The organism is Lysinibacillus sp. GW823-FHT02G10 (assembly GCF_058797135.1).
In genome coordinates this window covers 124684-138109 of sequence record NZ_JBXAJI010000006.1, presented here as the reverse complement: position 1 = coordinate 138109, position 13426 = coordinate 124684, and the positions used below count along the sequence as shown (strand labels likewise).

Genomic DNA, 13426 nt, shown 5'->3' with positions numbered 1-13426 from the left:
CCTTACATACTCTTTTTACTTATCATCTTTCTTTGGGATCGAAATAAGCCATAAAAAATCATCTTCTATTAATATTTGAATGTCTTGCCCCTCACGGATTAGCTGCTCAGCTTTATGCTGCTTGGCGCTTATCCCCCTACGTTTATTACCAAGCACAACGAAATCAGTATGTTGTGTAACAGCTCCCTGTAAATACCCTCCATATGCTTTTACTTGTTTGGAGGCTTCGGATCGTGTCATGGTAGAAAGGGCGCCTGTGAATACAATTTGTTTCTTATAAAAGGGGTGGGTTAGATTTTCAACTGGATCAGAAAAGAAAATGATTTCTGAGTTATCCTTATTGATCATATTCGTTACTCCTTAAAAAATTAATCGATAAATAAATCCACAAAATTTTATATGTATGCTACATTAAAATTAAAAATATAAAGAGGTACATAGACATGAATTCGCAATTGACTGCTTTCATTACTCTTAGCTGCACATCAGGTGTACTAAATTTGTATTTATGTTTATACGTATTTCTAAAACGCTACAATTATACAAAAATTGCTCAATTGTTTATTAGTTATACCGCATTAATTGCGGTATATTGTTTTGCCTCTGCTTTTGGTTTAATCGCTACAACATTAAGTGCCATAAAGGTTTGGACGGCCATCCAATATGTAGGTATGGCTTTTTCAACGCCTCTCGGATTATTGTTTATCATGCAATACCTAGGCTTTCATCTGACAAGGAAAAAGATAATGGCTCTTCTTGCCATTCCATTTATTAGCTTAATCATGGTTGCTACAAATGATATACACCATTTTCATTATAGAGTATTTGAAATAGATCCTATATTAGGGGCACCTTACATTCATCAGGAAATTGGCATATGGTATATCATTCATGGCATCTTTACTTTTGGCTGTATGTTCGTATCTTTTTTATTAGTATTAATCCATTGGAAAGAGACTACTAAGGCCTACCGGCAACAATTAATTGCCTTAATGTGTGGTCAACTTATTCCTATGATAACAGCATTCATCTATTTATTGGGCTTAACACCTCAAGGAGTTGATCCTGTCCCTATGGTATTATGGGCTTCTTCATTTTTATATTTATGGTCTATTAATTCCTCACGGTTATTTAGGGTGATGCCTGTTGCCAAGGATGCAATATTTCATAGTATCAATGATGGGGTTATTGTGTTAGATGAATCTGCTCGATTAATAGAGTTTAATCAAGCCTGTAGCAAGGTATTTCCTCAGCTAACCAGATCAATGATAGGTAGGGATATTGGGGAAACATGGATTGAAGTAACTGGACAACCGATGCCATTTACATTGGAGGCAGTGGTGAATACGCAAGACATCGAGATTGTGCTTTCTGATCATACTTATCAAGTGCGTGTTACAGAGCTGCAACATGTTAATCATGGTAAGGGGTTATTACTTATTTTCACTGATATAACAGAGTTGAAGGAGCTACAAAGACAGTTAGAGCAACTCGCTTTTTACGATGAACTTACACAAATTTATAATCGTCGAGCTTTTTTTCAACAATGTAATCAGGCTTACAGCGAGGCAAGAGAATCATCCTCAGCTTTTACTGTCATTTTAATGGACATCGATCATTTTAAAAACGTCAATGATACGTATGGGCATGCTAGCGGTGATCAATTACTAGTTCATGTCGTAAAGGTTTGTCAGAGTGTGTTGAAAAAAGGAGAACTGTTTGCACGGTATGGCGGTGAGGAATTTGTTCTTGCACTCAAGGACTCTACATTATTAGAGGGGCAAGCATTAGCTAATTTGCTCTGTAATAGTGTAGAATCCCAGCCACTTATGACTACTGAGGGAGCAATTCGTGCTACCATTAGCTGTGGTGTAGCAGAAGGCACAAAGGGACAAGAGACACTGTATCAACTTTTAAACAATGCGGACAAAGCACTGTATGCGGCAAAACAAGCAGGCCGTAATCGAGTACATGTTTTTCTAGAATAAAAAAGCTAAAATATACAATCATTGAGGCAATGATGTATATTTTAGCTTTTTACTTACCAATTTGTATGGAAAACACCTTGTGCATCAATTCGTTCATACGTATGCGCACCGAAATAATCACGTTGTGCCTGTAACATATTAGCATTAGATGAACCTGTTCGATAACTATCGTAATATGTGAGAGAAGCACTCAAACAAGGGAACGCGTTTCCTGCTTGGATGCCTTCACAAACTATTTTTCTTAATCCATTTTGATAGTCCATCGACTTTTCTGCAAAGTATGGATCAATTAATAAATTATTTAGAGAAGGTTGCTTTTGATAGGCTTCACTAATAACATTTAAAAATTCTGCTCGAATAATACAACCACTACGGAAAATTAATGCAATATCTTTTAATGGTAAACGCCATTCATAAAGCTCTGATGTCATTTTATATTGTGTAAATCCTTGCGCATAAGCACATATTTTCCCCATATACAGCGCTTGGCGGACGTATTCAATCCAGACATCTTTATCTAGATTTTGTTGTTTATAATTTGGTCCAGATAGTATTGCCTCTGCTTGAATTCGTTCCTCTTTTAATGATGAAATATAGCGAGCGAATAAGGCCTCCGTAATAATTGATGTAGGAATACCATTGTCTATAGATTGCAGGCTTGTCCATTTCCCAGTACCTTTTTGACCAGCTTTATCAAGTATCATATCAATCAGTGGTAATCCTGTTATCTCATCTTTTTTCCTTAAGATTTCAGCTGTTATTTCAATTAAATAGCTTTTCAATTCGCCCTGATTCCATGTTTCAAAGATAGTAGCAATTTCCTCAACGGATAATCCTATATTTTTTCTTAAAAACGTATAGGCCTCCGCAATGAGTTGCATATCTGCATACTCGATTCCATTGTGTACCATTTTGACGAAGTGACCTGCGCCCTTGGGACCAATATACGTACAGCATGGTGTATCATTCACTTGTGCTGCAATCTTTGTCAGTATAGGTGCTACTTTGTTATAGACCTCTTGATCACCACCAGGCATAATAGATGGTCCTGTCAATGCTCCTACTTCACCACCAGAAATGCCAATCCCTAAATACCCAATTCCTAAAGCTTTAAGTTCATCGTATCTACGCTCTGTATCTTTATAATGAGAGTTACCGCCATCCATAATGACATCGCCCTTTTCAAGGAAAGGCACTACTGATTGAATAACTGAATCAATAGCATTCCCAGCTGTCACCATCAAAAAAATCTTTCTTGGTTTTTCTAAAGCTTGTACAAACTCTTCTATTTCATAGTAAGGAGTTAGCGCTTGTCCTTCAATTTTTTGTAGAAGTTTGTCGGTTAAATCTCGTGTGTAATTATAAACGGCTACTTGTTCGCCCTTATTAGCCATGTTTAAAGCGATATTACTGCCCATAACACCTAATCCAATAACGCCAATTGTGTTTAACATTGTACTTGCTCCTTTTTAACATTATTTAAACAAATAAACTAAGTAATAAAATAAATCCTAAGCCAGCTACAGATACAATTGTTTCTAGCAAGGTCCAAGTAGCGAATGTTTCCTTCATGCTCAATCCAAAATATTCTTTAAACATCCAGAAACCTGCATCATTAACATGTGAAGCAATTAAGCTTCCTGCACCTGTTGCCAACACGACCAAGGCAAGGTTTACATCACTTTGACCTAACATTGGAATGACTAACCCAGCTGTTGTTAAAGCAGCAACCGTAGCTGACCCTAATGAAATGCGTAAAATAGCCGCAATAATCCATGCTAGTAAAATTGGCGATAAGGTAGTTCCATGGAAGAGTTCAGCTACATAATCACCGACACCACCATCAATTAAAACTTGTTTGAAGGCACCACCGCCCCCAATAATTAAGAGCATCATACCGATATGGGAGATTGCTGTTGTACATGACTCCATTACTTGCTTAATAGGAATTTTCCTTGCGATACCCATTGTATAGACGGCAACTAATAAGGAAATTAACATGGATGTACCAGCTTCACCGATGAAGCGGATACCTGCTAAGAAGCCATTATCTTCAAAGCCAATTGTTTTTTGTAACAGTGTAATAATAGTAGCAATGGACATTAAAATAACGGGTAATAGTGCAGTAAAAACACTTATTCCAAAACTCGGTGTGTCCTCTAGTTCAAATGTTTTTTGTTCACCTAGAGAGGCAATATTTCCAGTTTTGTTGAATGATTCAGGCACTAACCTTTTCGCTAATTTTGTAAATAATGGTCCAGCTAAAATAACAGTCGGAATGGCGATGATAAAGCCATAAAGCAACACCTCACCAATATTTGCCCCAAATTCGCCAGCAATAACAGTTGGTCCAGGATGTGGTGGCAAAAATCCATGTGTGACAGATAAGGCTGCGGTCATTGGAATTCCTAAATATAAAATAGAAACCTTTAATTGTCTTGAAATAGCAAAGACAATTGGGATTAATAGCACAAGACCTACTTCAAAGAAAAGAGCGATACCGATAATAAAGGATGCTGCTACAACTGCCCATTGAATGTTCTTTTCTCCAAATTTATTCACAAGGGTCATGGCAATACGCTGTGCACCGCCAGAATCGGCAATTAATTTTCCTAGCATCGCTCCAAGACCAAATATTAGTGCCAAGTGACCTAATGTTCCACCTAACCCTGCTTCAATCGTTTTTACGATAATATCCAAAGGCATCCCAAGAGCTAAAGCAACACCGAATGAAACAATGATTAATGAAATAAACGTATTTAATTTAAAGCCCATTATTAAAATTAACAGCGCAATAATACCAATACCTACAATAACTAATGGCATGTATTCTCCTCCTCTTTAGTCGGGCTTAATTAAGCTCCTTTGATACTGAGCAATTGACGTATAGTCGTCTGCTAAAACTCTAGATAAACGAATGAAAATTGGGAGTAGCTGTCTATATTCTTTGGCTGCTTCTTCGATTGGCGTATGTTTATAAGTGTCACCAACCATATCAGCGACAACGTCAAAGGAATCAATTTTTCCTGTAGCATATAAGCCTAAAATACAAGCGCCTAGACAGGAGCTTTCATAGCTTTCAGGTACTACCACTTCGGATTCAAAAATATCCGCCATCATTTGTCTCCAAATCTCAGAGCGTGAAAACCCGCCTGTTGCTTGAATACGAGTGACAGGGCTTTCCATACATTCCAGTAATGCTAAATAGACAGTATATAAATTGTAGATAACCCCTTCGAGGGCAGCTCGTATCATATGTTCCTTTTTATGAGACATAGTTAAACCAAAAAATGAACCACGGACATCTGGATTCCATAAAGGCGCACGTTCACCTGATAGATAGGGATGGAATAGCAGCCCATCAGCACCAGGTCTAACACGTTCAGCAATTTTCGTTAACACTTCATATGGATCAATACCTAGTCTTTTAGCTGTTTCAATCTCAGAAGAGGCAAACTCATCGCGAATCCAGCGTAATACCATACCACCATTGTTTACGGGTCCACCAATGACCCAATGGTTTTCTGTTAGTGCATAGCAAAAAATTCTACCCTTTACATCTGTTTTGGGCCTATCAATTATGGTACGGATAGCACCGCTTGTCCCAATAGTGACAGCAATTTCGCCTTCTCGAATGGCGTTCACACCTAGATTAGAGAGCACGCCATCACTTGCACCAATGACAAAAGGTGTTTGTGGGTCAATACCAATTTGTTTAGCTAAAAGGTCATTGCAATTTAAAAATAGTTGAGTTGTTGGTACGAGTGTGGATAATTGTGCTTTCGCAATACCTGCAACAGCTAAAGCTTCTTCGTCCCAATCTAATGTATGGAGATTCATCATACCCATACACGAAGCTAATGAATAATCGACGACATATTGATCAAAAAACTTTTTAAAAATGTATTCTTTAATACCGATATATTTTTTCGTTTTGCGCGCGATTTCAGGATGTTCATGCACAAGCCAAGTAATTTTGCTTAGTGGTGACATTGGATGAATAGGTGTACCTGTTCTTTTATAAATTTCATGGCCATTCCAGTCAGTTTTAATTTTATGTGCCCATGCTTCACTACGATTATCCGCCCAAGTGATGACAGGTGTTAACGGTTGATCATTTTCGTCCATAGCGATCACACTATGCATAGCACTACTAAAGGAAACAAATAGTAATGGTTTATCAGAATGGACTTTCATAATGCTGGTAATGGCTTGTAGTACAGCTTGAAAGATTTCTTCTGGATTTTGTTCTGCTGTCGAAATATCCGGTGTATATAATGGATACCCAATATTTTCTTGTTGAATAACCTTCCCATGTTGACTAAATAATACGGCCTTAGTGCTAGTAGTCCCTATATCAACACCTAACATATAGTTAGTCATTTTGTGGCTCAACCCCTTTAGATAGCATTTGCTGTGACCGCCATAAATCTTCTACTTTGCCTTGAACATCATCAAAATTTTCATGTAAGGATTTAATCATAAGCTCTCGATCTTTGGCTCTAATAGCGTCAATATAGAGCTCATGATTTTTCACAATACGAGTAAAATCCTCATATTTCTCTTTAAAGCGCATGCGCATAGATAGTAAAATCAAGCCTTCCATTACTGGCTTTAAATTATTCCAAATCATGGTGATATAGGAATGTCCGATGGAACGAATAATTGTCTCATGGAACATAACATCCTGATAAGAAAATTCGTCTGCATCGTTATACTTAATGGCAACTTTCATCATTTCTAATGTTTTGCTAAGTTCTAGTGCTAAGCTAGTTGTATCCATTTTTATGAGACGTTCAAACACAAATGTTTCAATCAGCAATCGAACATCATAAATTTCTTCAATCTCTTTTTCAGATAAACCAATGACAACAGCACCCATTTTCTCTAATCGAATGATATTTTCAGAAGCTAATATTCTTAAGGCTTCACGAATGGGTGAACGGCTTACTTCAAAATCAGCTGCCAGTTTGTTTTCTGAAAGAATGGTACCGCTTTCAATTAAACCTGAAATAATACGCATTCTAAGTTCATATGCTACGCGATCACCTGTAGAAGCCTTAGAAAGCCATTTTTGTGGATATAAATAATCATTATATTCGCTCATAATATCACCCTTTTTGATTTTGAGTATACTTGTATACAAGTATTATAGTCAGAAAGAAAATAAGATTGCAAGCGACTTACTAACAATCAAAAATTGAAAAATCCTCAACTCTATACTTAGCTAAAAAAAATAATTAATGCACATTCTTTTTTCCTCCTTGGACAAACTTTAGAATGAAAAGTTCGTAAACCATATATAAGGTTTAAAAGCTTTTCAAATAATCGATGAAGGATGGTTATGTCAAATATGGATACAAATCGTAACAGATCAAATGGTACGAAAAGTGCAAATAAAACAAATCAACAGCGTCAGACACTTCATCGTGAGGAGTTTGGTGCTGAATTTGAGCTTGATTCAGCTTCAGCACAAATCAATAACTTTGCTGAAACACAAGAAAAAACAGATATCAAGCAACCAGTCAGTGAGAGGACTGCATGGCACTAATTTATATTTGACAACTATTCATGACATTGAGAGGAGGACTAAGGCATGTGCCTTAGTTCTTTGATTATAGCCTGGGAAATATTGTGTTTATTTTCTTCCATACATATTATCAGAGCAATTCATAATACTACATTAGAACAATGAAAACATTTTTAAGAAGGGAAGATATATACATTGGCTAAGCACTCCGATACAAGTTGGAAGCAGGATCATCCTAGCACATTGTTTAGTAACTCCGTGCAAAAGGCGGATCGTCTATTAAAGCATGCAAAATCACATCCAGAGGAAATAGCAATAGAACATGCATTTAATCAGATTAAGCATGCTGAAAATGCACGTTTCAATGCAGAACAATATGGTGAGCATTTGGATACGGTTCAGCAAAATAAAGAATATCTAGAGCAGATTAAACAACAATTACATGAAATGAAAAATGATACTGAATAAAAAATAACAATATACAACGGCTTAAATTCACGTAGTGAGGTTTAAGCCGTTGTTTAAATGTGATTAAATTAACACCAAACAATGATTTCATAGGGAGTGGTTTGAGCAGGAATACTCCTAGTGGTAGGACCATAAACAACAATGAGGTTTCGATTGGCAGGACTATTGGTAAAAGGCTGCCCATTTTTAAGTGAAATAATCGTAGTAGGAGAAAGGTTTAATTGTAATTGTCCATCACTACTCAGTAATTGTTGATTAAAGAAATCTACCTTTACATTATGATAATTGCTTTCTTTTACAATAATTAAAGCACGGTATTGTGGCGGGTAAATCATCGGTACAGGTGCATCTCCATCATAATATCCTGTTACCCATTCACCAGTAGTGACAATTTCACGATTAACAAAATAGGTGGAGGGAGAAATAATAAAATTGACGACCCCACCAGCACCATCTTCTAAGGTCATTATTTTATAACAACCGTTCTTATCTCCGTTTTGCCCAACAGAAAAATCACTGATTTGAGTGATAACACCCCGAAAAGATTTAAAATTGACCATACCCATTCCCTTCTTACATATTTCTCATTTTTAGCGTATCATTTTAATTTATGTAGCATTGTAAAATTAGGTGACAGACAATGAATAGGATGCTATTTGATAGCAATCAACTTATACTAAACATGCTTACTATTAGGACAGAGGAGTGGCATCTATTGAATTGGATTTCTAAAAATAAGAAAATCTTTCTATTGTTAATTTTCGTTGTTATTGTTGTCGCTGGTATATTGGATTAAATATGAGGGATTATTCTTTCAGCTATTACCTACATCAATACAAACATTTTTATCTAATTTATTTTGAAATGTGGAGAACCGTACCTAAAAGAGTGCGGTTTTTTCATTAGCAGAATTTTTGCCACAACATGCAACCAATTGTTTGGATTATCTACTTTATAAGTAAGAGTACATAAAAGGAGAAAATGCAAATGGACGATGAAAAAATAGTTGCTTTATACATACAACGCTCACAGCAGGCTATTTTGGAAACAAGGAAAAAATATGGAGCATATTGTAGAGTAATAGCAAGAAGAATCTTGGCAAATTTGAGGGATGTTGAAGAATGTGAGAATGATGCCTACCTAGCTGCATGGAACACAATCCCTCCACAGATACCAAGAAAACTATCTATTTTTTTAGGGAGAATCATACGTAATATTGCACTTGATAAGCATAGCTATAATACAGCCAAAAAGAGAAACAATGAGTTTGAGGTCATTCTCACAGAGCTGGAAGAATGTCTAGCTTCTTCTCATACGGTAGAAACATCCTATGAAGCGGGTGAACTTGCTCAATACATTAGCCAATTTTTATATACCTTAGATGAACAATCTAGAAATATATTTATTCAACGATATTGGTACTCCTATTCTATAAAAGATATTTCCTTACACTTTCAAATGAGTAGTAGTAAAGTTAAGTCCAACTTATTTAGGACACGTAATAAACTAAGATTTTATTTGGAAAGCGAGGGATTGTATATATGAAAAAAGAGGAGTTGTATCGTGAAATTGGATTTATAGAGGAAGAATTAATTGAAGCCGCCAACTATGAAGTAAAGAAGAAAAGTTTTTCTAAAAAATGGCTCGCTGTGGTAATAAGTATGATGATCGTAAGCTCAGTTTCTACTGCCACAATAGCAGCAGCTTACTATAAACATCAAAATAATGAGCTTTATATTCGTTATTTATCAGCAGAGGATATGGAACTAATGCCAGCTACAAAATATGATGCAGATAAATTTCTAAAAGCTCTAGATAGTGACAAAGAGGAGTATATCTATATTGCAATAAATAGACTAGTAGAGAGCTATAATGATGAAAAGTTGAGAAATAAGGCGTTAAAGGCTATTCAGCCATTTATACAAAGTGATAACAAAAAAATTGCAAATTCGGCTATTTTTGCTGTCGATATTTTATCGGGAAGCTTTAAAAGTCAGCAGGTATATAAATTAGCAGATGGGAGCGTCTTCTTTACTTTATTCAATAATTATTCAGATTACGGAAGCCAAAATGTTCTTTGGCGTATAAAAGATGATGTGCTAGAGGCATATTCTAGCTTCTCCAGTCCATCAATGTATATTAAAGAGATAATTCCTTCACCTGATCAGAAATTAATTGCTATTGTCACGAACTCTAATAAAAGTGAATTTGTTGAAGTCATCAATGTGGAAGAGCGAATGGTAAGCCCAGAGTTAGTAGAATCTTCAAGGGTTAAATATGGTGCTGAGCAAGGGTTAGATACTTGGATTCGAACAGATCATGAAAACTATAGCTATGTGGATCAACTTAGATGGAAGGGAGATGCTACCATAGAATTTGAAGCTAGTCTTTCCTATGATGATACGGCGATTATTAAAAACGTGGTAGTCACTTATGAAGTTAGCCAAAAGAAATTAACTGTTAAAGAAATTAAATAAGAAGCAGATAAAAACAGAAAACGTATTTAAAGGTTTTCTGTTTTTTCAATAGTATTGTAGAAATAAATCAATTAAAAAGGGAGTGAATGATATCAATGGCAAAATGGAAAATAGCCTTAGAAACGTTCCTGAAAGAATGGCAAGATAAAGAGGAAGTTGTAGGAGCGCTCGTATGTGGGAGCTATATTACTGGAAATCCCTCTAAGCGCTCTGATATCGATGTTCATATTATTTTGGCGGATAATGTGGGATGGAGGGAAAGAGGGAATCGTGTTATTGATGGTTTTTTAATTGAATACTTTGCGAATCCACCAAGTCAAATTCGTGGGTATTTCCAAGATGATTTTAAAAAAAGAAGAACCATGTCGATGGTCCAATTTAAAACAGGTAGAATTTTATTTGATTATACTGGAATAATAAAAGACTTGAAATTTGAGGCAGAGGAATGGCTCGAAGAAAAATATAACACAATGAATAAAACGGTCTTAGAAATAAAAAAATATGAACTATGGGATGCACTAGATAATTTAAAGGATTGTTATGAGCAGGATAGAATGGACTTTTCCTTTACCTACCATAACTCATTAGCCAATTTATTTTTGGTGTACTGTCAGTTTTTAAATCTAGAAACGATACCCTTTTATCAAATCTATGCCTATCTTGAAGATCCAATTTACCTGCAAAAATATAGTAAGTCAGCATTTCCAGATGAGGACTTTAGAGAAATTTTTATGAGAGCAATGCATGAGGACAATGCTGAAAAGATGATGGCGTCATATGAAGCAGTAGTAGAGTATGTGTTCATACAAATGGGTGGTTTTCATATAGATGGCTGGCATATAAAAAGCCCAATCGAAAGTTAATCTGTGGGAAATTGAAAGTTAGTTCAGATACAAGACGAGCTCCATATTTATATGTTATTATACAGATATAATAATAAAAAGAACCTATTTTTTATGAAAATGTCAACCATTTTTAGGCCGATTATTCCAATAAGCTTAAATAATTCAATTTTTACCTAGAACAAAAAGTGATTTTTTTGCTTGAATTATGATTGGAAAGGCTCGAAAAAAGCTGATAACTCTCATATAAATAGTTGATATTTTATTCTTGAACTAATTGTGATAAACTGCAATAAGGTAATAATTGATACAGAAATGGTGTGCTCCGAGGTTGCTCCATGGCTACAGTACTTCTAAAGTGGGAGTGCTTACATCCTTTCTGCAAATCTTAACATATAAGGAAGGTAAAAATGAGTAACAGACAAATTAAATCAGATGTTATCTTAATTGGTGCCGGAATCATGAGTGCAACTTTGGGAACATTACTCAAAGAATTAGCACCAGATTGGAAAATTACAGTGTTTGAAAAGCTTGAAAAAGCAGGCGAGGAAAGTTCTCACGAATTAAACAATGCGGGAACTGGACATGCTGCATTATGTGAGCTGAACTACACATCAGAGAAAAAAGACGGATCAATCGATATCAAAAAAGCGATTAATGTTAATGAACAGTTCCATGTTTCAAGACAGTTTTGGTCGTATCTTGTAAACAATAAGCTGATCAATAATCCACAAGACTTCATTATGCCTTTACCACATATGAGTTTAGTACAAGGGAAAGAAAATGTTGAGTTTCTAAAGAAACGTCATGAAACGATGACAAAAAATCCTTTATTTGAAGGAATGGAATTTTCTAATGACCCTGAAACACTAAAAAAATGGATTCCACTTATTATGGAAAATCGTCCTGCTGGTGAAGACATTGCTGCAACGAAAATTGACACTGGTACAGATGTTAACTTTGGTGCTTTAACACGTATGTTAATTGATCACTTAAAAGCAAAAGATGTAGATGTTAACTATAATCATAGTGTTGAAAGTTTAAAACAAGCTAGTGATGGTACATGGGAAGTACGTGTGCACGATTTGGATGGCTGTAAAATGGAATATCATTCAGCAAAATTTGTCTTCCTTGGAGCTGGTGGAGGAAGCTTAGAATTACTACAAAAATCAGGTATTCCTGAAGGGAAACATATTGGTGGATTCCCAATTAGCGGTCTATTCTTAGCATGTAATAATCCAGAAATAGCTGAACAACATCATGCAAAAGTATACGGAAAAGCAAAAGTTGGTGCTCCACCAATGTCGGTTCCGCATCTTGACACACGTTATATTGATAACAAGAAATCATTACTATTTGGACCATTCGCAGGTTTCTCTCCTAAGTTCTTAAAAACAGGTTCAAATATGGATTTATTTGCTTCTGTAAAACCGCATAATATCACAACTTTATTAGCTGCGGGCGTGAAAGAGATGGGCTTAACAAAGTATTTAATCCAACAGCTTATGCTTTCAAAAGAACAACGTATGGAAGAGTTACGTGAGTTCATTCCAAATGCAAAAAGTGATGATTGGGATATTATCGTAGCTGGACAACGTGTACAAGTTATTAAAGATACAGAAGCTGGCGGTAAAGGAACACTTCAATTCGGTACAGAAGTTGTAAGTGCTTCTGATGGCTCGATTGCAGCTTTACTAGGAGCTTCACCAGGTGCATCTACGGCTGTACATGTTATGCTTGAAGTTCTTAATAAATGTTTCCCTCAACATATCAAGGAGTGGGAACCAAAAATTAAAGAAATGATTCCATCTTATGGTCTATCATTAGCAGAAAACCCTGAGCTTCTAAAAGAAATAAATGCAACAACAGATAAAGCACTTGGCTTAAAATAAGTCATGGTAAGCGTTTAAGAAAGAGCTCTCAATCTATTCTGATTGAGAGCTCTTTTTAATTTGAATAAATTCTTTCCTGGGAAATTTTAAATCCAATTGCCTTCTTTTTAATAAAAGAACCATCAAATTTGCTATAAATCTTGCCCTGTATTTTATGACACTATAGCTCTATGTCCCATTGTGATATAGATGGTAGTTTTCTATACTTTGTATATACAATAAGAAGGGA

General features: G+C 35.7%; 13 protein-coding genes. 7 read left to right on the top strand and 6 right to left on the bottom strand.

Going from position 1 to position 13426, the window contains the following annotated elements:
* Nucleotides 1-15: 15 nt before the first annotated feature.
* A complete protein-coding gene (locus AC1RFD_RS17785) occupies nucleotides 16-348 on the bottom strand; it encodes a BRCT domain-containing protein (RefSeq protein ID WP_048395281.1) in 333 nt (110 codons plus the stop codon).
* A gap of 95 nt (nucleotides 349-443) precedes the next feature.
* Between AC1RFD_RS17785 and AC1RFD_RS17780 the strand changes: the two genes are divergently transcribed.
* On the top strand, nucleotides 444-1988 hold the full coding sequence (locus tag AC1RFD_RS17780) for a histidine kinase N-terminal 7TM domain-containing diguanylate cyclase (protein ID WP_492475137.1): 1545 nt from the start codon (nucleotides 444-446) through the stop codon (nucleotides 1986-1988).
* Between the two features lie 53 nt (nucleotides 1989-2041).
* Here AC1RFD_RS17780 and gnd read toward each other — a convergent pair whose 3' ends face one another.
* From gnd to AC1RFD_RS17760, 4 genes are read right to left on the bottom strand one after another with little or no spacing between them, the layout of a single operon-like run.
* On the bottom strand, nucleotides 2042-3442 hold the full coding sequence (gene gnd, locus AC1RFD_RS17775) for a decarboxylating NADP(+)-dependent phosphogluconate dehydrogenase (protein WP_257962076.1): 1401 nt from the start codon (nucleotides 3440-3442) through the stop codon (nucleotides 2042-2044).
* 25 nt (nucleotides 3443-3467) lie between these two features.
* Nucleotides 3468-4814, bottom strand: a complete 1347-nt coding sequence (locus AC1RFD_RS17770) for a GntP family permease (protein WP_048395286.1) — start codon at nucleotides 4812-4814, stop codon at nucleotides 3468-3470.
* A gap of 15 nt (nucleotides 4815-4829) precedes the next feature.
* Complete coding sequence (gene gntK, locus AC1RFD_RS17765) at nucleotides 4830-6371, bottom strand: gluconokinase (RefSeq protein WP_112116923.1); 1542 nt, start codon at nucleotides 6369-6371, stop codon at nucleotides 4830-4832.
* Nucleotides 6364-7095 carry a GntR family transcriptional regulator gene (locus AC1RFD_RS17760; protein WP_048395289.1) on the bottom strand — a complete coding sequence of 244 codons (732 nt, stop codon included), beginning with the start codon at nucleotides 7093-7095 and terminating at the stop codon, nucleotides 6364-6366. Before AC1RFD_RS17760 ends, gntK begins: the two co-directional genes overlap by 8 nt.
* Before the next feature lie 237 nt (nucleotides 7096-7332).
* On the opposite strand from AC1RFD_RS17760, the gene AC1RFD_RS17755 reads away from it, so the two are divergent.
* The gene (locus AC1RFD_RS17755; protein ID WP_112116922.1) at nucleotides 7333-7539 is read left to right on the top strand and encodes a hypothetical protein; all 207 of its coding nucleotides are present in this window, start codon (nucleotides 7333-7335) and stop codon (nucleotides 7537-7539) included.
* Between the two features lie 174 nt (nucleotides 7540-7713).
* Nucleotides 7714-7986 carry a hypothetical protein gene (locus tag AC1RFD_RS17750; protein WP_004233441.1) on the top strand — a complete coding sequence of 91 codons (273 nt, stop codon included), beginning with the start codon at nucleotides 7714-7716 and terminating at the stop codon, nucleotides 7984-7986.
* A 68-nt stretch (nucleotides 7987-8054) separates the two neighbouring features.
* On the opposite strand, the gene AC1RFD_RS17745 is transcribed toward AC1RFD_RS17750, so the two are convergent.
* A complete protein-coding gene (locus AC1RFD_RS17745) occupies nucleotides 8055-8546 on the bottom strand; it encodes a hypothetical protein (protein ID WP_048395293.1) in 492 nt (163 codons plus the stop codon).
* 427 nt (nucleotides 8547-8973) lie between these two features.
* Here AC1RFD_RS17745 and AC1RFD_RS17740 point away from each other — a divergent pair, with 427 nt between their 5' ends.
* The 4 genes from AC1RFD_RS17740 (at nucleotide 8974) to AC1RFD_RS17725 (ending at nucleotide 13197) form a co-directional block, all read left to right on the top strand.
* On the top strand, nucleotides 8974-9531 hold the full coding sequence (locus AC1RFD_RS17740) for an RNA polymerase sigma factor (protein WP_054548847.1): 558 nt from the start codon (nucleotides 8974-8976) through the stop codon (nucleotides 9529-9531).
* Nucleotides 9528-10463, top strand: a complete 936-nt coding sequence (locus tag AC1RFD_RS17735) for a hypothetical protein (RefSeq protein WP_403020817.1) — start codon at nucleotides 9528-9530, stop codon at nucleotides 10461-10463. The genes AC1RFD_RS17740 and AC1RFD_RS17735 overlap by 4 nt, the downstream gene beginning before the upstream one ends.
* A 95-nt stretch (nucleotides 10464-10558) precedes the next feature.
* Nucleotides 10559-11326: a nucleotidyltransferase domain-containing protein gene (locus AC1RFD_RS17730; protein ID WP_333880958.1), complete on the top strand. Its 768-nt coding sequence runs from the start codon at nucleotides 10559-10561 to the stop codon at nucleotides 11324-11326.
* Nucleotides 11327-11715: 389 nt separating this feature from the next.
* A complete protein-coding gene (locus AC1RFD_RS17725) occupies nucleotides 11716-13197 on the top strand; it encodes a malate:quinone oxidoreductase (RefSeq protein WP_004233452.1) in 1482 nt (493 codons plus the stop codon).
* Nucleotides 13198-13426 lie beyond the last annotated feature (229 nt).

Bases quoted from the DNA above. Each gene is read 5' to 3' on its own strand.
- AC1RFD_RS17785 (WP_048395281.1), bottom strand. From the start codon at position 348: ATGATCAATAAGGATAACTCAGAAATCATTTTCTTTTCTGATCCAGTT.
- AC1RFD_RS17780 (WP_492475137.1), top strand. From the start codon at position 444: ATGAATTCGCAATTGACTGCTTTCATTACTCTTAGCTGCACATCAGGT.
- gnd (WP_257962076.1), bottom strand. From the start codon at position 3,442: ATGTTAAACACAATTGGCGTTATTGGATTAGGTGTTATGGGCAGTAAT.
- AC1RFD_RS17770 (WP_048395286.1), bottom strand. From the start codon at position 4,814: ATGCCATTAGTTATTGTAGGTATTGGTATTATTGCGCTGTTAATTTTA.
- gntK (WP_112116923.1), bottom strand. From the start codon at position 6,371: ATGACTAACTATATGTTAGGTGTTGATATAGGGACTACTAGCACTAAG.
- AC1RFD_RS17760 (WP_048395289.1), bottom strand. From the start codon at position 7,095: ATGAGCGAATATAATGATTATTTATATCCACAAAAATGGCTTTCTAAG.
- AC1RFD_RS17755 (WP_112116922.1), top strand. From the start codon at position 7,333: ATGTCAAATATGGATACAAATCGTAACAGATCAAATGGTACGAAAAGT.
- AC1RFD_RS17745 (WP_048395293.1), bottom strand. From the start codon at position 8,546: ATGGTCAATTTTAAATCTTTTCGGGGTGTTATCACTCAAATCAGTGAT.
- AC1RFD_RS17740 (WP_054548847.1), top strand. From the start codon at position 8,974: ATGGACGATGAAAAAATAGTTGCTTTATACATACAACGCTCACAGCAG.
- AC1RFD_RS17735 (WP_403020817.1), top strand. From the start codon at position 9,528: ATGAAAAAAGAGGAGTTGTATCGTGAAATTGGATTTATAGAGGAAGAA.
- AC1RFD_RS17730 (WP_333880958.1), top strand. From the start codon at position 10,559: ATGGCAAAATGGAAAATAGCCTTAGAAACGTTCCTGAAAGAATGGCAA.
- AC1RFD_RS17725 (WP_004233452.1), top strand. From the start codon at position 11,716: ATGAGTAACAGACAAATTAAATCAGATGTTATCTTAATTGGTGCCGGA.